General features: G+C 50.9%; 18 protein-coding genes. 8 read left to right on the top strand and 10 right to left on the bottom strand.

The window, feature by feature from the left end; genetic code table 11:
• Positions 1 to 2 precede the first annotated feature (2 nt).
• The 4 genes from glgX (at position 3) to E3U44_RS17070 (ending at position 9,020) form a co-directional block, all read left to right on the top strand.
• Positions 3 to 2,111: a glycogen debranching protein GlgX gene (gene glgX, locus E3U44_RS17085; protein WP_134359284.1), complete on the top strand. Its 2,109-nt coding sequence runs from the start codon at positions 3 to 5 to the stop codon at positions 2,109 to 2,111.
• A 121-nt stretch (positions 2,112 to 2,232) separates the two neighbouring features.
• Positions 2,233 to 4,524 (top strand): 5-methyltetrahydropteroyltriglutamate--homocysteine S-methyltransferase, encoded by a 2,292-nt coding sequence (gene metE, locus E3U44_RS17080; protein ID WP_134359283.1) that lies wholly within the window; start codon positions 2,233 to 2,235, stop codon positions 4,522 to 4,524.
• 571 nt (positions 4,525 to 5,095) lie between these two features.
• Positions 5,096 to 6,625, top strand: a complete 1,530-nt coding sequence (gene hpnR, locus E3U44_RS17075) for a hopanoid C-3 methylase HpnR (RefSeq protein WP_134359282.1) — start codon at positions 5,096 to 5,098, stop codon at positions 6,623 to 6,625.
• A 142-nt stretch (positions 6,626 to 6,767) separates the two neighbouring features.
• On the top strand, positions 6,768 to 9,020 hold the full coding sequence (locus E3U44_RS17070; RefSeq protein ID WP_134359281.1) for a serine/threonine protein kinase: 2,253 nt from the start codon (positions 6,768 to 6,770) through the stop codon (positions 9,018 to 9,020).
• On the opposite strand, the gene mgtE is transcribed toward E3U44_RS17070, so the two are convergent.
• The 3 genes from mgtE to E3U44_RS17055 all read right to left on the bottom strand — a co-directional run bounded on the left by mgtE (position 8,997) and on the right by E3U44_RS17055 (position 12,232).
• A complete protein-coding gene (gene mgtE, locus E3U44_RS17065) occupies positions 8,997 to 10,364 on the bottom strand; it encodes a magnesium transporter (RefSeq protein WP_206054832.1) in 1,368 nt (455 codons plus the stop codon). The genes E3U44_RS17070 and mgtE overlap by 24 nt on opposite strands.
• 88 nt (positions 10,365 to 10,452) lie before the next feature.
• Positions 10,453 to 11,265 (bottom strand): inositol monophosphatase family protein, encoded by an 813-nt coding sequence (locus E3U44_RS17060; protein ID WP_134359279.1) that lies wholly within the window; start codon positions 11,263 to 11,265, stop codon positions 10,453 to 10,455.
• A 16-nt stretch (positions 11,266 to 11,281) separates the two neighbouring features.
• Positions 11,282 to 12,232 (bottom strand): LysR family transcriptional regulator, encoded by a 951-nt coding sequence (locus tag E3U44_RS17055; protein WP_134359278.1) that lies wholly within the window; start codon positions 12,230 to 12,232, stop codon positions 11,282 to 11,284.
• A 336-nt stretch (positions 12,233 to 12,568) separates the two neighbouring features.
• Between E3U44_RS17055 and E3U44_RS20445 the strand changes: the two genes are divergently transcribed.
• Complete coding sequence (locus tag E3U44_RS20445) at positions 12,569 to 12,712, top strand: SEC-C metal-binding domain-containing protein (RefSeq protein WP_276321945.1); 144 nt, start codon at positions 12,569 to 12,571, stop codon at positions 12,710 to 12,712.
• Between the two features lie 20 nt (positions 12,713 to 12,732).
• Here the strand turns inward: E3U44_RS20445 and E3U44_RS17045 are convergent, their stop codons facing one another.
• The 3 genes from E3U44_RS17045 to E3U44_RS17035 form a co-directional block, all read right to left on the bottom strand.
• Positions 12,733 to 13,197, bottom strand: coding sequence for a DUF2269 family protein (locus E3U44_RS17045; RefSeq protein WP_134359277.1), 465 nt, complete (start codon positions 13,195 to 13,197; stop codon positions 12,733 to 12,735).
• Position 13,198: 1 nt separating this feature from the next.
• Complete coding sequence (locus tag E3U44_RS17040; protein WP_134359276.1) at positions 13,199 to 14,476, bottom strand: NAD(P)H-binding protein; 1,278 nt, start codon at positions 14,474 to 14,476, stop codon at positions 13,199 to 13,201.
• Positions 14,477 to 14,646: 170 nt separating this feature from the next.
• Positions 14,647 to 15,039 carry a cupin domain-containing protein gene (locus tag E3U44_RS17035; protein WP_240761636.1) on the bottom strand — a complete coding sequence of 131 codons (393 nt, stop codon included), beginning with the start codon at positions 15,037 to 15,039 and terminating at the stop codon, positions 14,647 to 14,649.
• An 80-nt stretch (positions 15,040 to 15,119) separates the two neighbouring features.
• Between E3U44_RS17035 and E3U44_RS17030 the strand changes: the two genes are divergently transcribed.
• A complete protein-coding gene (locus tag E3U44_RS17030; RefSeq protein WP_134359275.1) occupies positions 15,120 to 15,701 on the top strand; it encodes a DJ-1/PfpI family protein in 582 nt (193 codons plus the stop codon).
• Positions 15,702 to 15,748: 47 nt separating this feature from the next.
• On the opposite strand, the gene E3U44_RS17025 is transcribed toward E3U44_RS17030, so the two are convergent.
• The 3 genes from E3U44_RS17025 to E3U44_RS17015 all read right to left on the bottom strand — a co-directional run bounded on the left by E3U44_RS17025 (position 15,749) and on the right by E3U44_RS17015 (position 17,213).
• Complete coding sequence (locus tag E3U44_RS17025; protein WP_134359274.1) at positions 15,749 to 16,000, bottom strand: hypothetical protein; 252 nt, start codon at positions 15,998 to 16,000, stop codon at positions 15,749 to 15,751.
• Between the two features lie 468 nt (positions 16,001 to 16,468).
• Positions 16,469 to 16,924: a hypothetical protein gene (locus E3U44_RS17020; protein ID WP_134359273.1), complete on the bottom strand. Its 456-nt coding sequence runs from the start codon at positions 16,922 to 16,924 to the stop codon at positions 16,469 to 16,471.
• Between the two features lie 13 nt (positions 16,925 to 16,937).
• Positions 16,938 to 17,213, bottom strand: coding sequence for a cyanase (locus E3U44_RS17015; protein ID WP_134359272.1), 276 nt, complete (start codon positions 17,211 to 17,213; stop codon positions 16,938 to 16,940).
• Between the two features lie 294 nt (positions 17,214 to 17,507).
• Here E3U44_RS17015 and E3U44_RS17010 point away from each other — a divergent pair, with 294 nt between their 5' ends.
• Complete coding sequence (locus E3U44_RS17010) at positions 17,508 to 17,882, top strand: YajD family HNH nuclease (RefSeq protein WP_134359271.1); 375 nt, start codon at positions 17,508 to 17,510, stop codon at positions 17,880 to 17,882.
• Positions 17,883 to 18,026: 144 nt separating this feature from the next.
• Here the strand turns inward: E3U44_RS17010 and E3U44_RS17005 are convergent, their stop codons facing one another.
• Positions 18,027 to 18,557 (bottom strand): YchJ family protein, encoded by a 531-nt coding sequence (locus tag E3U44_RS17005; RefSeq protein ID WP_134359270.1) that lies wholly within the window; start codon positions 18,555 to 18,557, stop codon positions 18,027 to 18,029.
• A 232-nt stretch (positions 18,558 to 18,789) separates the two neighbouring features.
• On the opposite strand from E3U44_RS17005, the gene E3U44_RS17000 reads away from it, so the two are divergent.
• A complete protein-coding gene (locus tag E3U44_RS17000; protein ID WP_134359269.1) occupies positions 18,790 to 19,035 on the top strand; it encodes a hypothetical protein in 246 nt (81 codons plus the stop codon).
• The last annotated feature ends 317 nt before the right edge of the window (positions 19,036 to 19,352 follow it).

Raw genomic sequence — 19,352 nt, 5'->3', positions numbered from 1 at the left:
CTATGAAGGTATGGCCGGGAGAATCCTATCCTTTGGGAGCAACTTGGGATGGAGCGGGGACTAATTTTGCCCTTTTTTCAGAGCATGCGACGGCAGTTGAGCTTTGCCTATTCAATGGCTCAGATGAAACTCGGATTGAACTTCCGGAAGTGACCGACTTTTCCTGGCATGGTTACTTGCCGGGGGTTGGGCCGGGGCAGTGCTATGGTTTTCGCGTCCATGGCCCCTATGAGCCTTGTGCTGGCCATCGTTTTAATCCGACTAAACTTTTGCTTGATCCCTATGCCAAGGCCATCGCAGGATCGGTGCAGTGGACTGATGCGCTCTATGGTTATCAAATCGGGCATCCCGATGCCGATCTCAGCAAAGACGAGCGGGACAGTGCTTCGATTCTACCCAAATGTGTGGTTATTGATCCCAGTTTTGATTGGGAAGGAGATCGCCAACTTTGGACCCCCTGGGACGAGACGATAATCTATGAGGTCCATATTAAGGGCTTTACCGCTCGCCATCCAGAAGTTCCGGAGCATCTGCGGGGAACTTATAGCGGCTTGGCCTATCCAGCGGTGATTGACTACCTTCACTCCTTGGGGGTGACCGCGGTTGAATTGATGCCCGTTCACCAGAGCATTTCCGAGCACCCTTTGGTTGAACGGGGGTTGAGCAATTATTGGGGCTACAATTCTATCGGCTATTTCGCGCCGGATGCCCGCTACGCCGTCAACTCTGAACTAGGCCAACACGTCACCGAGTTTAAGGCCATGGTCAAGGCATTGCATCAGGCGGGAATTGAGGTGATCCTCGATGTGGTTTACAACCACACAGCCGAGGGAAACCAGCTGGGACCAAGCCTTTGTTTTCGAGGAATTGATAATGCCAGCTATTACCGTTTAAATCCCGATAATCCCCGTTACTATATGGACTACACAGGCTGCGGTAACACCCTCAACATGATGCATCCCCGCACCCTTCAGCTGATTATGGATAGTCTCCGCTATTGGGTTTTAGAGATGCATGTGGATGGGTTCCGATTCGATTTGGCGGCAGCCCTCGCCCGGGAACTCCATGAGGTGGATCGCCTTGGTGCCTTCTTTGATATTATCCATCAAGATCCAGTGATTTCCCAGGTCAAGCTGATTGCCGAGCCCTGGGATCTTGGTGAAGGGGGCTATCAGGTCGGTAATTTCCCGCCAGGTTGGGCTGAGTGGAATGGGAAATATCGGGATTCTGTGCGGGACTATTGGCGCGGGGTGGAGCAAACATTGGGGGAGTTTGCCTTCCGTTTTACAGGAAGTTCCGATCTCTACGAGGCCAGTGGCCGTCGGCCCCATGCCAGTATTAACTTCATCACCGCCCATGATGGCTTTACCCTCCACGACTTGGTTTCTTATAACGAAAAGCATAATGAGGCCAATGGGGAAGACAACCGGGACGGTGAGAGTCATAATCGCTCCTGGAATTGTGGCGTCGAGGGGCCTACCCATGATCCTAAAATTAATAGTCTCCGGGCCCGCCAGAAACGTAATTTTCTTGCTACCCTATTCCTCTCCCAAGGGGTCCCCATGCTACTGGGGGGGGATGAAATAGGTCGGACCCAACAAGGAAATAATAATGGTTATTGCCAGGATAATGAGATCTCTTGGTTTGATTGGGACCATAAAGATAAGACTTTGCTGGAATTCACCCAGCGTCTGATTCATTTTCGAAAAAAACATCCCATCTTTCACCGCCGGCATTGGTTTCAGGGCCGTCCTATTCACGGTGGCGATATCTTTGACATTAAGTGGTTCACCCCAGAAGGGCAGGAGATGTCCGAAGAAGACTGGAATGTGGGCTATGCTAAGTCACTGGGGGTGTTTTTAAATGGGGCAGCGATTGCGAGCACTGATCGTCGTGGTGAACCGCTGGTTGATGATAGCTTCTATCTGTTATTTAACGCTCATCACAAGCCACTGGCTTTTACGCTTCCGGATGAAAAGTGGGGCCAACGCTGGGTGAAAACCCTGGCCACGGATGAGCCGCTTCCTGAGGAAGATTCAGACTTCTACCCGGCAGGCAGCGAGATAGGGGTTAAAGGTCGAGCGTTGTTGTTATTGCGTCGGGTCAGTTGAATTTATTTTCATGAGCAATATTCATGAAAATAAAAAAATAATTAAATTGTATTAATAAATTGCCTGCGCCACACTATTTCTTGTTTTTATACATCAAGAAATAAATAGGGAGGTGTTCCTCGTGATCTTGGCGCACAATTTGGGATTCCCACGGATAGGCAGCCACCGGGAGTGGAAGTGGGCACTGGAGTCCTATTGGAAAGGACATTGGAGCCAGGCAAAGCTCATTCAGACGGCGAAGGAGTTACGCGCACTCCATTGGAAACGGCAACAGGAGGCCGGCTTGGATTTAATCCCGGTAGGTGATTTTTCCTGGTATGACCATGTTCTCGATATGTCCACCCTACTGGGGGTGGTGCCGCCGCGATTTGGTGAATCTCAAGATGAAGTCGATCTGGATACCTATTTCTCCATGGCTCGGGGGCAGGGATCGGGCAGCGAGGGGGTGGCGGCCTGTGAGATGACCAAATGGTTTAATACCAATTACCATTACATTGTTCCTGAGTTTCAACCGCAACAGGATTTTCGCCTTGCAAGCAACGCCCTATTTAACCAGGTGGCGGAGGCCCAAGCGTTGGGTTTTTCCGTTAAACCGGTATTACTTGGACCCTTAAGCTTTTTATGGCTGGGTAAGGTTAAAGGCGAGGACTTTGATAAGCTCTCTTTGCTAGAGGCGTTGCTTCCGGTTTACGGTCAGCTCTTGCATCGTCTCCAAGCCCAAGGAGTTGAGTGGGTTCAGATTGACGAGCCCATTCTGGTCTTGGATTTGCCTGCAGATTGGAAGGCCGCTTTTGAAAGGGCTTACTCTGACCTGGCGAACAGGAGCCTAAAATGCCTCTTGACCACTTATTTTGGCGCTCTTGGGGATAATACTCACCTTGCTTGCCACTTGCCTGTAGAGGGCTTGCATATTGATTTGGCGAGTGCCCCCGAGCAACTGACCAAAGTATTGGATGAGCTTCCTCCCTATAAAGTGCTCTCAGCGGGCGTTGTTAATGGACGCAACATTTGGCGCAATGAGCTGGAGGCCAGTCTTAGACTGCTGGAACCGTTACAAGAACGCCTTGGGGAGCGGCTTTGGGTGGCCCCTTCCTGTTCCCTGCTCCATAGTCCCATGGATTTGACTCTGGAACCGGCACTGGATGAAGAATTGAAGTCATGGCTGGCTTTTGCAGTGCAAAAAATCGAAGAGGTGGTAACCCTCAAACAGGCGTTAGTCGAAGGGCGGAGTTCGGTGGCCAAGGCCTTGGAAATTTCGGCGGCAGCCCAATCTGGTCGCCGCCAGTCAAGTCGGATTTATCGGCCAGAAGTTAGATCCCGTATGGCTAAGGTGACTCCAGAGATGACCCGGCGTCGTCACGACTATTCCCTTCGTGCCCAAGTCCAGCGAGAACAGTTGAAACTGCCGCCTTATCCGACCACCACCATTGGTTCTTTTCCCCAGACTTCGAGCATCCGTAAGATACGACGGGATTTTAAGGCGGGCCGAATTTCCGAGCAGGAATACCAGCAGCGGATGGAAGCGGAGATCGCAAGGGCCATTAAAGCTCAGGAAAACTATGGGTTAGATGTACTCGTCCATGGCGAAGCTGAGCGCAATGATATGGTGGAGTACTTTGGCGAGCAGTTAGAGGGATTTGCCTTCACCCACAATGGTTGGGTCCAAAGCTATGGCTCCCGTTGCGTCAAGCCGCCGATTATTTATGGAGATGTGGTTCGTCGCCAGCCTATGACGGTAGCGTGGATACGCTATGCCCAGTCACTGACTTCTAGGCGAGTAAAGGGGATGTTGACCGGGCCGGTGACTTTGTTGCAATGGTCCTTCGTGCGTGATGATCAGCCCTATGCGGATACTTGCCTCCAATTGTCCCTGGCTCTCCGCGATGAAGTTCAGGATCTGGAGCAGGCCGGCATCAAAATTATCCAGGTGGACGAACCGGCTTTTCGGGAAGGGTTGCCGTTACGGCGAACAGAATGGGAGCACTATTTAGATTGGGCGGTGCGTTGCTTCCGAGTAGCTTCTACAGGAGTGGGGGATGGAACTCAGATTCATACCCACATGTGCTACTCGGAATTCAACGATATCATCCATGCTATCGCTGCCTTGGATGCGGATGTCATTACTATTGAAACTTCCCGTTCCGGTGGGGAACTGTTAGAGGCTTTTGCTGCCTTCGAATATCCCAATGAAGTGGGGCCTGGGGTCTATGATATTCATTCTCCAGCGGTGCCCACTGTCACCCAAATCGTGGATTTGATAAAAAAATCGGCTGAATATGTTCCCCCTGAGCGGCTCTGGATCAATCCCGATTGTGGTCTCAAAACCCGCGATTGGCCAGAAGTAGAAGCGGCGCTTTGCACCCTGGTGGCAGCAGCACAAGAATTACGGACTCAGGAAAGGGGTCTTGAGTAGGCTGTAGCCTTTCTTACTTGAATGAGATCTAAGGCCCATGGGGCAGGCTGTCAAGCCATCCTGGTGACTTGCCGTTGACTTACTCCGCCAGGTTTTCCTGCCTGGCGGGCAAGTCTAACCGGCCCCTTCCTGGGCTGGGCCCGGACCCACGGTTCTGGTTTACCCTTGCCGCCAACGGCCTGATCACGGTGACACCCCAAGCCTAATAAAGTTCCACCTAAGTACCTATGACTAAAATATGAGGTGTTTTAGGAGCGAGTTGGTGGTGTTCCGCCAACCCGTTTTTCCTCCCTGAAAAAAGGGTTTGTTGCGCGCCCTCCCTGGCGCGCCCCCTGAGGGGCCTCCTGCGGATGTCCCGATTCGCTCCCGGCGAATCGGTGCGGGGACTTCCCTGTCCCCTGGCTCCACACCACCGGCTCGCCCCAGGAATGCTTCAAAACTTTTACTAAGATACTTAAATAAGCTCCCTCTAAATGGCAATTGCCATAGCTCACAACCATCTGGAATAAACCAAGCGTTTCTACTAAATTTTTTGTTATCGCTTGTAGCGTGAGCAATTAAAGGTGATGCCATGCGTTTTCTCGCTGTCCATCCGGGCCCTCTCATGTACACCGAGGTTTTTTTGCGGCTGGAGCCTTTGGGGCTTGAGTTGGTTGCCGAGGCGGTTCGGCGTGGGGGGCATGAGGTCCGCATCATTGATTTGCAAGTAGAAACCCACACTGCCTATGTAAAGCTTATTGAGCATTGGCGCCCCCATGCCATTGCCTTCTCGTGCAATTTTTTGGCTAACGTTCCCGAGATTGTTGATCTGGCAAAAGAGACCAAGGAATACTTGCCCCAATGTTTTATCTTTGTCGGGGGGCATAGCGCTTCTTTTACTGTCCAGGAGCTTCTGGAGCACGGGGAAGGGGCCATTGACTGTATTCTTCGTGGGGAAGGGGAAGCTTCCGTAGCGCAGCTTATGGACGTGATCGAACAGGACAGGGAGGCTATCAACGAAGTTCCTGGGGCTGTGACTCTGGAGGAGGAAGGTCCAGCCCCTGTGATGGTGCCCAATCTTGATGAGGTGCGGCCCGCCCGAGATTTGGTACGGCACCGCCGTAAATATTTTATTGGCCAGCTTGATCCTTGTGCTTCCATTGAATTTTCACGGGGGTGTCCTTGGGATTGCAATTTTTGCAGCGCCTGGACTTTTTATGGAAGAAGCTATCGCACTCTCAGCCCGGAGGTGGCTGTCGAAGAACTGGAACGGATAAAGGAGCCGGGTATTTTCATTGTTGATGATGTGGCATTTATCCAATCAAAGCATGGGTTAGAGATCGGTGAGGCGATTGCCCGTAAAGGCATCAAGAAAAAATTCTATCTTGAGACCCGGGGTGATGTGCTCTTGCGTAACAAGGATGTTTTTAAGTTTTGGCGGGACTTGGGGGTGGAATATATGTTTCTGGGCCTTGAGGCCATCGATGAGGAGGGACTGCGTAAATTTCGCAAACGGATCCCTTTTGACAAAAATATCGAAGCTCTCGAATGTGCCCGTTCCTTAGGAATCACTGTGGCCATTAATATTATCGCGGATCCGGATTGGGACCGGGAGCGGTTTGAAGTTGTTCGCCAGTGGTGTCTTGAAGTCCCGGAGGTAGTAAACATCAGTATTAATACGCCTTATCCGGGTACGGAAATCTGGCACACTGAATCCCACCGCCTGAGGACGCGGGATTACCGTCTCTTTGATATTCAACACGCGGTACTTCCAACCCGTCTCCCCTTGGAAGAATTTTACGCCGAGCTTCTTAAAACCCAACAGGTGATGAATATGAAACATATCTCCTGGCGGACGGCGAGGCATTTAACCGCATTGGTTACCCAACGTGTGCTGAGGGGCCAATTCAATTTCTTAAAGATGCTTTGGCGCTTCAATAAGGTCTACAATTTAGAGCGCTTACTTGCCGATCATGGGCGATCACCCAAGTATGAAATGGCTTTGCCCTCTGCTCCGGGCAAGGCTGTTGATCCGAAAACGCTCTATGTTCATAGGGTACAAGAACGACGGAAGCAGGTACTTGATAGGGCCACTGCCCAATTTGTTGAAGAAACGCGATAAGCCTCAAGAATTCAGATTATTAGGTGCCTTTCATCCCGTCAGATAGATGAAAATTAATGACACCCTACTTCACGGGCACAACTATCTACCTTCTTTGGAGTCTATACCCTAAAATGTAAAAGATTTTTAGATAGGCTCAAAAATGGATTCTTCTATCACGGCGTCCCCCAGTCAGTCACTCAGTCCCTCGCTATCTGGTACTCACTCGTTCCTCCTGCAAAGACGACTTTGGCTGTGGCCCATCATTGCTGGCATCATCCTGGGCGTAATCGGTTGGTTTATGCATAGCTATGTCGAGGGTGCGCTGAAAAAGTCAATGGCGGCCAATCTCAAGACGATTCTTGATGCCGATGTTGCCGCCCTAACGCTTTGGCTGGAGGACGAGGAGATGTATGCCGGCACCGTTGCGGTTGCTCCACAAGTTCAGGCCCATGTGGAGGAGCTGTTGGAACTGGCTAAGAAACCCAAGAGTTCTGAGACAATGCTTCTGAGGGCAAGATCTTTGCGCAAGCTTCGCAAGGAAATGCAGCCTTGGTTGGTGGCTAGGAACTACAATGGATTCGTTGTCATGGATCCCAGGGGACGGGTCATCGCTGCTCAGCGGGATGCCCTCGTCGGCAAAGCCAATCTCCGGCTTCCAGAAGAGTCTTTAGAAAAACTTTTTCCAAAGAATAGCGACCGTGAGCCAAAACCGGTGATGATACTTCCTTTTCGCAGTGTGGCTTTGTTGGAAGACAAGGATCAGATCCTGCGAGCAGGGTTGCCCACCATGTTTGTGGCCGCGCCGATTTTGGAAGATGGGGATACTATTGCCGCGATTGGGCTGCGCATTCGACCTGAGGTGGTCTTTACCCGAATTCTTTCTGTGGCCCGGGCTGGTGAAAGTGGTGAAACCTATGCCTTTGATAAAAAAGGTTTATTGATTTCCCAAAGTCGCTTTGAGGAGCAGTTAAAATCTATTGGTTTGTTATCTGATTGGGAAGGGGAACAGTCGATTCTAAATATCGAAATTCGTGACCCTCAGGTCAATATGGTTGCAGGAAAACGCCCCCCCCTGGTGCGTTCAGAGCGGAAGTTAACCCGTATGGCGGCGGATGCCATCCAGGGTAATAGCGGTGTTGATGTGGAAGGCTATCGCGATTATCGAGGCGTGCCCGTTATTGGCGCTTGGACCTGGCTGCCGGAATACGGTTTTGGGGTTGCCACTGAGGTGGACATGGAGGAGGCATTTTACCCGCTGTATATCCTGCGTTATACCTTCTGGGGATTATTTGCATTGCTGAGTGCCAGTGCCGTGGTTATCTTTATTTTTACGGTGATTGTTGCTCGGTTGGAGCGGCAGGCTCGGCAGGCTGCTTTACAGGCAAAACGATTGGGCCAATACACCCTAGAAGAGAAGGTGGGCACGGGAGGGGTGGGCGTTGTGTATCGCGGGCATCACAGTATGCTCCGTCGTCCTACTGCTATTAAACTGCTGGATATTGAGAGAACCACCAATGAGACGATTGCTCGTTTTGAGCGTGAAGTCCAGCTTACTAGCCGGCTTAACCATCCCAATACGGTTGCCGTCTATGATTACGGCCGTACCCCCGAAGGGGTTTTTTATTATGCGATGGAATTTCTCGAAGGGATTAACTTAGACACGCTGGTGAAACGGTATGGGCCACAACCTGAAGGTCGTGCCATTAAGATTCTTGAGCAAATCTGCGGATCGCTGATTGAGGCCCACGGCATTGGCTTGATCCATCGTGATATCAAACCGGCGAATATTATCTTGAGCCAGCGCGGTGGGATGTCCGATATGGTCAAGCTGCTCGACTTTGGTCTCGTTAAAGCCTTAGATGCAGGTAAGCAATCGGCCCTAACCGCTGCCGACACATTGACGGGAACGCCTTTGTATGTTTCGCCGGAAGGCATTGCCCACCCCGAACGGGTTGATGTCCGCAGCGATCTCTATGCGGTGGGGGCGGTGGGCTATTATTTGCTGACTGGAAAACCCGTTTTTGAGGGTAAGAGCGTGGTGGAAATTTGCATGCATCAGGTTCACACACCGCCAGTTTCACTTTCCGAACGATTAGGCAAACCGATTTCCAAGGATCTGGAAAGGGTAATCATGAAGTGTTTGGAAAAGGACTCTGAGCAACGCCCCCAAAGTGCAAAAGAACTATTACTTGCACTGCGGCAGTGTGAGGCTGCTGGAAGTTGGAGCGATGAAGATGCCGCCCAGTGGTGGAAAGAACATCAGTCCGAGATAGAGCAAATGACCTCCCCTGAGGTAACCGCTGATTCCCAAAGTGCTCATGCCCGCGAGGCCACTTTGATAGTCTCCAAACCTGTGGAAGAACATTGGCAACCTCAAAGTGCCCACAGGCTACAGGAGAAAAAAAGTGGCTAGGCCGAGAAAAGTAAAAAATCCAAGCACGTCGGTGGTAGCCATGAGCACCACTCCACCCGCCAATGCGGGATCAATCCCTAACTTGTGTAGAGCAAAGGGGATTATGGTTCCGGCCATGGCCCCATTGAGTAGATTGATAGTCAGAGCGGAGGCAAACACCAGCCCAAGGTTGATATTCTGATACCAAATCATCGCTATAGCGGCTGCCGTTAGGGCAAATAGGAGGGCATTGATTGAAATCACTCCCAGTTCCTTCCTCAGTACCCTTCCTATGTTATTCGGTCCCACTTGGTCTAAGGCAATGCCTCGAATGACCAAGGTCAGTGTCTGGGTACCGGCAATACCGCCCATGCTGGCCACGATAGGCATGAGTACCGCCAGCGCCACCAGTTGCTTGATGGAGTTTTCAAACTGTCCGATGACCCAGGCGGCGATAAAGGCATTGACTAAATTGACGCCAAGCCAGATGGCTCGCCGTTTAGCGCTGGAGATGATGGGGGCAAACATATCGCTTTCTTCTTCCAGCCCGGCTTTGCTCATGAGCGTATGCTCGGCTTCTTCGCGGATCACATCGACCACATCATCCACGGTGATTCGGCCAATCAATTTGCCATTCTCATCAACGACCGGGGCGGAGAGAAGATCATAGTCTTCGAATAACCGTGCCACTTTTTTCGCCGGCGTCATGGCGGGAATAGGATTGATCTTGGTGTTCATGATCTCAGAGACGACGCGGTTTTCTTCCAGAGAGACCAGATCACTGAGGGAAAGGATACCCAGATACTGAGAGGCTCGGTCAACCACGATCACCGCATCCATATGTTCAGGAAGTTCTCCCTGCTGGCGGCGGGTCCGGCGCAAATAACGCAGCACTGCGTCCAGAGTGGCATCGCCACGGACGGCTATCGCATCCACGTCCATCAGACCACCAGCAGTATTATCGGGATAGCGGCGTACGGCCTCAAAGCGTTGCCGCCGCCGTTCATCCATGGTTTGCAGAACAACCGTGCGGACTTTTTCTGGTAGGCGCTCATAGAGGTCGGCCAACTCGTCTATGTCTAGGCCAGCTACCGATTTGATTAGCTCATCAGGAGTCGATTCTGCAATGAGTCCATCCTGGACTTCTTCATGTAATTCGATTAGCACCGCCCCCTTCATTTGGGGAGCCAGCAGTTGCCAAATTTGGAGACGCCTTTCCCATGGAAAGGACTCTAGGGTATTGGCGATGGCAGGAGGGTGACTGGCCTGTAGTTGTGCCGCTGCGCGGTTTAAATCTTCAGTATTGAGGGCTTCTCCCAGGTTAGTGAAGAGTTGGCTATCGTTCGCGTTATTTTGATCTGCCACGGTAAACCTCATCTAAGGCGAAAATGCCGATTTCCCAGGAGCCTTCAGGAGTGCCTGGCTTGATGCTGCTTTTCTATAAAATAGTGCGTTATTTGGCTTCCTTTGCTTGCCGAACAATCCCTAACCAAGCAAGCCATTCGTTAAATAGGGTTTCTTCTAATGCGGCGGCTACCGAGCGCGGTTCCAATGTGGCTCGGAAGACAGGGTCCCCGGCTAAGCTCAAGGCATGACCGCCCGCTTCGCTGAGTATCAAGCTGCCGGCGGCATAATCCCAGAGTTTTTGTCTCCCATGGAGGTAGACGTGACCACGGCCAGCAGCAATCCAGCACCAGTCTAGGGCCACTGAGCCCAAGCTTCGCTGGGAACTATAAGGAGGCTCCGTGGCCAGGCGGGTTGCCAACTCCGGGGAAAGGCGCTTGAAATCAATCAGCCCGATTCCTCCTCCCAAGGGAGCGCTAGGGTAGCGCTGTCCCAAAGGGTTGCCATTGAGCCATGCCCCCTGGCCTTTTTGGGCGCTGAAACACTCATTACGGAGGGGATCATAGACCAGGCCTAAAACCACTTCCTGTTTTAAGATCAGCGCAAGGGAGACGCTGAAACAAGGGATGCCGGCGGCAAAATTGCGGGTACCATCCAGGGGGTCAAGACACCACAAGCCCTGATCCGTGTTTGCCAGCAAGCGGATTTGCGCTTCCTCCTCCATTTCCTCGCTGAGAAATTCAAACTTTGGCCAGCGTGCGGTTAGAGCGCGACCTATTTGATTTTGCATCGCTAAATCGGCTTCGGTGAGCAGACTCCCGTCTGCTTTCCTTTGGCTTCCAATGGCAGCAAACCGGGGCAGCAACTGTTCCTGGGCCGTGTTGATGATAATTTCACTGAGTGATTCCAGATCAGGGGTCATAGATCCCATCCATTTATTAGAATATTGCGTGATTAGAAGGCTGGTCCGCTGAGGCGGGCAAAATTCCAGACAAGTCCTGGAAGCAGGTTTCCCGCGCCAATTTAATAAAATCTTGCATGAAGAACCGATCTTTTTCCTCCGTTCGCACGGCAGCAAAGAGGGTCGCCCACAATCCTGCTTGGCCGAGGGGGAGGGCTTTGACGTATCCTTGCTTGACTTCTTCCACTATGGCCCAGCTGGGGAGGGCCGCTACTCCTCGATTGCTGGCCACTAATTGCAGAATCATGAGGGTCAATTCTGCGGTCCGTTGGCCTGCCGGCTCAATGCCGGACGGGTCTAGAAAATCGGTATAAAGGCTCAGCCGGTTCCGCTCTACCGGGTAGGTAATCAGGATTTCCCCCTTCAGATCAGCCGGTTCCACCCAAGCTTTATTGGCCAAGTGGTGGTGAGGCGCAATAACGAGCATGCTTTGGAACCGGAACAGGGAATCATAACTAATATCGGGCAGATGAAGGGGATCGGAGGTGACGACTAGGTCAATATCGCCCCGCTGCAGGGCGGGCAGTGGCTCAAAATTAAAACCCAAGGAGAGATCCATTTCTACCTCCGGCCAGCGATTGCGAAAGGCATCCATGGAAGGCAGTAGCCATTGGAAGCAGCTATGGCATTCTACGGCAATGTGCAGCCGTCCCGCGCGTCCCTCCGCCATGCGGGCTAGATCCCTCTCTGCTGCCTCCACCTGGGGTAGGATTACCGCTGCCAATTCCAGCAGGCGCTGACCGGCGGAGGTCAGTCGCAGCGGATGGCTTTTTCTGATGAACAAAGGGCATTCAAAATACGCTTCCAGAGCCTTCAGTTGATGAGAGACCGCCGATTGAGTTAAATGCAAGCGCTCGGCAGCTTGGCTGACGCTACCGGTCTCTTGCAAGCTGAGTAGAGTTCGGAGATGGCGAAGCTCAATAAACATAACCTGAAGTATGAACCACTTTATCCTAGTAGGAAACTGCCTTGGGTTCAGGGTGGTCTAAATTTTTGATGAGTCCCCCAAGTAAACTAGGCTGGACCCTTTTTAGGGGGATATTGGGAAAAATGAGTTGGAGGGATTTTTTATACCAATTTAATCAAAGAGTACAATCTATTAAGGCTTCAAGCAATTGTTTAGACTGCACTTATACAATGCAAAATTACATGAAATTGGTATTAGAGGACAGCATGGAAAGGGAAATACGGCTTCCTAGTTATCCTTTATCCTTCTTATAATCCTGAAGAGATTCGCAAGCGGCAGGAGCGCTGGGATAGGGAAATGCTGGAAGAAAAAGAGGTGCCCATATCAGAATCCCGTACCTCTTCTGCTACTTACATACGCGCTACCCCCAAGGTTGGCCGTAATGATCCTTGCCCCTGTGGCAGCGGCAAAAAATATAAAAAAAGCTGTTTGGGAAAATAGGGGCGGTAGTTACACCCTGTTCAGAGAGGTTTGACGACCATCAGATAAAACACGATGACCATAGCAATGAAGGCAGGGATACCTAGACCGAGCCAGATGCGCCCATAACGCCAGTACAAGGGGGGCAGCGTCTGGCTGTGGCGGTGGGCAGCCTCAGCCATGTCCCGCATACGAAGCTGGAGCCAAAGGACGGGGAGCCAGCAGGCGCCGGCGAGGAAATAGAGGGCAAAGCTCCAGATAATCCAGCCTGAAAGTAGGGGAAAACCCGCCAGATAGGCTAGATAAAGGCCCGAGAGAGGTTGAAAAATGACGGTGGGCGTAGTGAACAACCAGTCCGCCCAAACCACATGCCGGGTGACCACGGCAATCACCTGCGGGTCCCTGCAACGATTAGCGAAATACATATAGTAGGCGCTTCCCAAGCCGGTCCCAAAGAGCAGGGTAGAGGACAGGATATGCAGCCACTTGACAATCAAGTATTCCATCTCACTCCTCGGTGACCAGTAAGGCGACAAGCAGGGCCAGGATGGGGATATTTTTGGCCAGGGGACCAAAAGGGTGCGCCCAGAATTCGGGGAGATACCAAGTGATAATGGTGCTGTAGACCAGAATCACGCCGATCTGAACTCGCCAAAGCCAACGGGCTCGGTTCAGGGTGAGGGTGGCCACTCCCAGGACAATATCAAGCAGTGAGGCACCATAGAGGGCAATGGGTGCCAGCATGCCGGTAATGCCGGTAGCCGCCAGCAGGGCGTAGCTTTGCTCCACGGGATAAATGCCTAGCGAGACCACGCCGGCAATCAGCCATACGAAGGCTAGGGCGAGCCGCAGCAGTGGCCGCAGCCAGGCGAGGCGTGCCGAACGGCGGACAGCGGCTTGCCACAAAGGCGGGATGAACTCGCCAATCCCACGGGGCGAGCGGCCCAGCAGACCCTTGATGGCTTCCAAAGAGGCCGTATTGCCCCGTTCGAGCATCTCCAGTGCTTCCCGCGATAGCAGCGGCAGGTTCAGTCGCTCAGCCACCGGCGCGGCCGCGTGTACCAGCCCCATAGGCATCGATAATACCACCGTAGGGGGCAACCCCAGGGCGCGGCGCAGGTTCGTGAGGAACTCACGAAGGGAAACGGGCTGGGGACCCACCAGAGGGATTCGGCAGCGGGTGGGGGCATTGGGTGCGAGCAGAGTGATGATGGCTGTCACCAGATCGTCTAAATAGATCGGCTGTACCTGTTGATGGCCTTTACCAGGGACGACTAATAAGGGCATGGCCGCCAGCATCGTGAAGAGGGAAGCGCTTTGACCACCAGGGCCGAATACCAGGGAAGGCAGAGCAACTACCCACTCAAGGTCGAGGGAAGCGAGATAATCGTCGGCCGCCCGCTTGCTGAGATGAAAGCGGCTGTGGGCTTGGGAATCAGCGCCGAGGGCGGAAATTTGGATCACCCGCTGGACGCCCATTTGGGCGCAGGCGGTGAACAAGGCCCGTGGCGCTGTGGTATGGATTGCCTCGAAGGTTTGGGTGCCTTGCTCGGTGAAAATGCCGACCGTATTGACCACCCCCTGGATACCTGTTAATCGCGGCAGCCAGTCCTCTGGGTTCTGGTCCTGTATAAAATCAACAGATATACATTCAACGGCGGGGAATAGGCGAGCAAAGCATTCAGGGTGGCGTACTGCCCCTACGATTGGGTGTCCCTGGGCAAGCAGCGCAGTAACTAAGTGCTGGCCAATAAATCCATCTGCCCCTGTGACCAAGATCTTCATGGTCTAATGCTCTTCTCTTTCATCAGCAGCGTGGGGATTAATAAGAATACCATCAAATGTCGCGTAGAATGGCAGGGGCGTCAGGATTCAAATCAATCCCAGGGGAATGGTAATTGCCATTAGGCGCGAGATAAAGCGTGTTAGCGTGTTAACGCCGTACCCACCTTCTCTTATTTCGTAGGGATAAGTTCGAAAACAACCACTTCAGCCTCCCCTGTTCCGACATTTTCCGCCGTCATGGGGAGACCGGATTCCCAGAAAACTTCGCCTGCCTGGTAGGTATGGGTTTCCCCTCCTTCCATGATTTTGACTGTGCCCTTGATAATATACCGTGGTCCAGGACCTTCATGGGTATGTTCCGGAGTCTTGAAACCAACCGGGAATCGCATATGCTTAACTACGACTTTGACATCTTTTGATGGAAGCGTTACCGTTCGCTCCAACAAGGGCTTGGGGGAAGGTTTGTTCTGGTCTTGAGCGGCAATGGCAAATGAGCAGAAACCGAAAAGAAGGAAAAACACGATAGTAAAGTAAAAGGACAACCGAATTGGTGTGAGCATCATTAGTTTTCCCCTTGATAGAGTTTATCTAAGTCTAGGACGAAGTTTGATTTTTTTAAAGCAAAAGGGAGCAGGATTTTGAGATGAGTGCCAAGAAGATCCTGATGCTAGTAGGCGATTTTGTAGAAGACTACGAGGTTATGGTTCCTTTTCAGGCGTTGCAAATGGTGGGCCATGAGGTGCATGCCGTTTGCCCCGGGAAAAAAGCAGGAGAGAAGGTACGGACCGCCATTCATGATTTTGAAGGTGATCAGACCTATAGCGAGAAACTAGGCCATAACTTTACCGTCAATGCTGACTTTGATGAGATCCAAGCCGAAGCCTATGATGCTTTGGTTATCCCTGGCGGACGGGCACCGGAATACATTCGCTTGAACGAGCGAGTGCTTGCAATAGTGCGCCACTTTGGGAGTGCCAACAAACCGATTGCCTCTGTCTGCCATGGGGCACAGCTTTTAGTGGCGGCCCAGGTAGTGGAAGGGAAAAGCTGCTCTGCCTATCCTTCGATAGCCCCCGATGTGGCCCTTGCAGGAGGGGAATTTATCAAGCTTGCAATGGATCAAGCCCACGTGGATGGCAACCTTGTCACCGCGCCTGCCTGGCCAGCCCATGCGGATTGGTTAGCGAAGCTGCTCCAACTGCTCGGGACTCGGATTGAACTATAGAAGGAATGTGGTGGCCATGATGGCCACCACCAAAACTATCTTGGTTGTTAGATAATTTCGCTGTTTTCAACTTGGCCCCTATCACCAAGGGTGAGCCGCATTTTGCCATAACAAGAGATCCGGTCAGCGACGCAGCCGGAGCCTTCCATGATCACCTCATCAAAAGTCACATTAATGACAGCCTGATCGCTCCCTTTCTCCATGAGCTCATAGCGTAGGGTTTCATTATCTATCCATCCATTTTGGCTGCAAAGTTGGGCTAATTTAGGGCTACTTTTTAAGTATTCCTCAATATCCATAAAACCTCCTGGTTTTTTTGAATTTATGGGGTGATTGCCTTTTATTCTAGGCAATTTTCATGCTTGAAACACCTATTAATAATCTCTTTTTTCTGTTCATGCAATTAAAATGTGGGGTGGGTAAATATTTAGTAGAGCAGCTATAGCCCACCCTGACTTCAAAGCTAGTTCAAAATAGGTGTCTTTTTTTGTGAACTACTCGATGCGGGTCCCCAAGCTCTGGTAATGCGGCGACAGAGGCCTAGAAGGGTCTGGCTACCCGATTAGGCATAGGTTCCTGACATTATCGCTGGTAATTTGCCTTTATCACGAAGCCACTTCACGACCTTATGTCCGCCTGCATCGAATTTATATACATTGACACCAGGAATATTTTCTATATGAGATGCATGAATGTGGTCAAGTTGATCTTCTTTTGAGACAAAGACAGAAATTTTCTGTTTCCTTTTGAGTGCAATAACAAAGGCCTTAAGTTCCAGACTTTATTTTTAAAGAAGCTTTTTTATAAGTAGCTAAAATTTGTTTTTTCCATCTAGGATCTTTATGTTTAAGACGTAGAATTGGAGAGATGAAAGTCTTTGGTGCGAATGCTATTGCTTCACCATTGCCAGTTAATTTAGCGAAGAGTATTGCAGCATATCCCCCCATAGAATTTCCAACAAAAAATATCTTTTTGGGCCTTATTTCTTCTATTTGACACCGAATGTACTTTGCAGTTGAATTAATGTTTTTACTTATCCCCGGAAGCCCGTTTTGATACCAGCACTGGGAAAAGTCTCGAATAAATATCTTGTTTTCATTAATTATTTTTGAAGAATTATAAAACTCGAATGGAGGTATTGCGATTCCAGCAGCGATTCCGCCAAAAAAGATATAAAGATTTGCACCACTAGTGGATAACTCTATTTCGACTGGTTTGCGCATACTTTTACTCATTTTAAATACTTAATAATTTATTCTCAGGAAAATATGCTAAGTTGGTGTCATCCAATAATTCACGGCCTTTTTCCATGATAATTTTTTCGCTATGATCTCCTTTGATCTTTCCAATGGAAAATTTGAAATCGATAGCGGACATAATACCATCACCAAATTGTTCGTGAATGACAGCGAGGATGGCCTCGCCATAGTGACCACACACTTCGTTCATCCGGTAAATGTGGGGTTCCTGGAGAATGCTGGGATCATAGGATCTAATCGGACATTTTCTCATTTCTGCCAGAAGTTCTTCATTCAGATCAGGGACAAGCTTGACTAGTTTAGCTTTCGTCTCTTTTTTTAACTGAGCTTGGCGATAAAAAACTGTGCAACATAGACATTACCCAACCCAAGAGCATCTGCTAACTCGCTACTCTCATTTTTTTCGAGTGGAGGCAACATTCTGCTCGCATCCTGTTTATACTACATAGAAGAAGGTAGTGACTTACACAATTATGAAATTTTTGTTCGAGGTAGTAATTTTAGGACCTTATCGTGGTTAAAGGGGCTTGAGAGTAGGAGGATATTAATGAAGAAAGCTCGATCTAGTAATAGGTTGGATGAGGTGGTTGCTGAAGCCCAGCGTAATCGTGCAAAGCGTGAGCAAGGCTACAGAGAGAAAGCGCTTCGAATGTACCCTTGGATTTGCGGCCGCTGCAGGCGGGAATTCACTCGTGCTACTGTGCATGAGCTTACGGTTCATCATCGAGACCATAATCATGACAACAATCCCTCTGACGGCAGTAACTGGGAACTGCTTTGCTTGTACTGCCACGACAACGAGCATGCGCGGTTTCTGGACGGGGAGGGCACTATGGACTCGGTTTCAAGCGGTGGGGGAAGCTCGCCTGCCGCTTACAAGCCATTCGCGGAGCTTGGGGAATTACTGAAAAGGAAAGAGTAAAATAACGCCCTTTCCCTCCCTCCGGGAGGAAAGGGACGGAAAAGAGCGTTCATTGCGGGGAGGAGTATCATCAGCTATTCTTTGCGCCCATTTGAGGTGAGTTAACAGCCTGTAGGGTTGCAGTGGATTTTTTGCCAGTGGGGGTTAGGATTTAGCTTTTCCACAGCAACGCTTGTATTTTTTCCCGCTTCCACAGGGACAGGGTGCATTTTTTCCCGTATTAGTTTGTTGGCCTACCTTGGCGATGGATTTGACTGCACCATCCAGATAATACCAGCGTCCCTGTTCTTTGCGAAAACGGCTGATTTCATTCACCACATATTCTTCGTTGTCTAATAAGTAATAGGCTTTAAATTCAACGATTCCTTTGGTGTCTTTATTTCCCCCTTTTTTCTTTTCCACAATCTCTAGGCGATTCCATTCAATCGGAGTTTTGGGAAAATCCACCTTGGGGGGGCGCTTTGCCGGATCCCAAGTCTCCAGTATATAGGCTTCGTCTTTTATGGCAAATGCCGTGAAGCGGGAACGCATCAGCGCTTCTGCCGTCGGCGTATATTTTTCACCAGAGAGATAAAGCCCACAGCATTCCTCATAGGCCATACCGGAGTCGCAGATACACTTTGTCGTTTGATCCAAATCGGTTTCCTCATCCTGCATATTATTAGCTTGCCACATCAGGCTGTCAGAATCAGTTACTTATATTCCTAGTAAGATCCTAAATTCCAATACCTGACTTTTACACTTCAATATTATGGATCGCAATACCCACTTTAAGTGGGGAGAAAGTAGGCCATCGGCAAGTTAGCAGGGTAGCCCCGAAGAGGCAGTTGATGGCCACATAAAGGGAATTGTAAGATAATTAAGTAGATTTTTAGCAGTTTTACCTCCTGCGCTATCGGGGCGAGCCGTGGGTAAGAAACGCAAACCACAGACTGCCCGACAATCCATAGACGTACTCGCTGCCCAGGCTGAATCCCACCTACAGGCCGGTCGTTTCCGAGAAGCGATGGATGCCTACAAGCAACTCCTGAAAGGGGAGCAACACCCCCCCCAATGGCGTGAAGGGCTGCCGACGCCTATCTGGGACGGGCTGAGCAGCTTGCAGCTAAGAGCCTGTACAAGAAGGCGGCAGCCTTTGCCCGGACCCTGCTAGAGCGCGACCCCATCAATCCCCACGCCAGAAATTTGCTGATTTCCTGCCACCTGGCCCACGCTCGCAAGCAGATCAAGGCGGGCAAGTATAAGCTGGCTGAGCAAGAGTTAACCGCTGCAGAAGGTTTTTCTCGTCAAGCAGATCAACGGGGCATGGTGACGTTGAATCGGTTTTTCTGGCCCTGTTGCAGGGCTCGGAGCAGGAAGGTGAAATCTGCTGCAGCAAGGCTTGCAGGAGCTGGGTAGGGGCTTGGCCGCCCAGTTCCGATTTCTGGTGGACGGCCACCGTTTGGGAATCGCCCAGCGCACCCTGATTCG

The sequence above is a fragment of the Nitrosococcus wardiae genome (assembly GCF_004421105.1).
Classification (GTDB): Bacteria; Pseudomonadota; Gammaproteobacteria; order Nitrosococcales; family Nitrosococcaceae; genus Nitrosococcus; species Nitrosococcus wardiae.
This window is presented reverse-complemented; position numbering and strand designations above follow the sequence as displayed.

Excerpts from the sequence above, each read along its gene's own strand:
- glgX (WP_134359284.1), top strand. The coding sequence starts at position 3 with ATGAAGGTATGGCCGGGAGAATCCTATCCTTTGGGAGCAACTTGGGAT.
- hpnR (WP_134359282.1), top strand. The coding sequence starts at position 5,096 with ATGCGTTTTCTCGCTGTCCATCCGGGCCCTCTCATGTACACCGAGGTT.
- E3U44_RS17070 (WP_134359281.1), top strand. The coding sequence starts at position 6,768 with ATGGATTCTTCTATCACGGCGTCCCCCAGTCAGTCACTCAGTCCCTCG.
- E3U44_RS17060 (WP_134359279.1), bottom strand. The coding sequence starts at position 11,265 with ATGACCCCTGATCTGGAATCACTCAGTGAAATTATCATCAACACGGCC.
- E3U44_RS17055 (WP_134359278.1), bottom strand. The coding sequence starts at position 12,232 with ATGTTTATTGAGCTTCGCCATCTCCGAACTCTACTCAGCTTGCAAGAG.
- E3U44_RS20445 (WP_276321945.1), top strand. The coding sequence starts at position 12,569 with ATGCTGGAAGAAAAAGAGGTGCCCATATCAGAATCCCGTACCTCTTCT.
- E3U44_RS17045 (WP_134359277.1), bottom strand. The coding sequence starts at position 13,197 with ATGGAATACTTGATTGTCAAGTGGCTGCATATCCTGTCCTCTACCCTG.
- E3U44_RS17040 (WP_134359276.1), bottom strand. The coding sequence starts at position 14,476 with ATGAAGATCTTGGTCACAGGGGCAGATGGATTTATTGGCCAGCACTTA.
- E3U44_RS17035 (WP_240761636.1), bottom strand. The coding sequence starts at position 15,039 with ATGATGCTCACACCAATTCGGTTGTCCTTTTACTTTACTATCGTGTTT.
- E3U44_RS17030 (WP_134359275.1), top strand. The coding sequence starts at position 15,120 with ATGAGTGCCAAGAAGATCCTGATGCTAGTAGGCGATTTTGTAGAAGAC.
- E3U44_RS17025 (WP_134359274.1), bottom strand. The coding sequence starts at position 16,000 with ATGGATATTGAGGAATACTTAAAAAGTAGCCCTAAATTAGCCCAACTT.
- E3U44_RS17020 (WP_134359273.1), bottom strand. The coding sequence starts at position 16,924 with ATGCGCAAACCAGTCGAAATAGAGTTATCCACTAGTGGTGCAAATCTT.
- E3U44_RS17015 (WP_134359272.1), bottom strand. The coding sequence starts at position 17,213 with ATGAGAAAATGTCCGATTAGATCCTATGATCCCAGCATTCTCCAGGAA.
- E3U44_RS17010 (WP_134359271.1), top strand. The coding sequence starts at position 17,508 with ATGAAGAAAGCTCGATCTAGTAATAGGTTGGATGAGGTGGTTGCTGAA.
- E3U44_RS17005 (WP_134359270.1), bottom strand. The coding sequence starts at position 18,557 with ATGTGGCAAGCTAATAATATGCAGGATGAGGAAACCGATTTGGATCAA.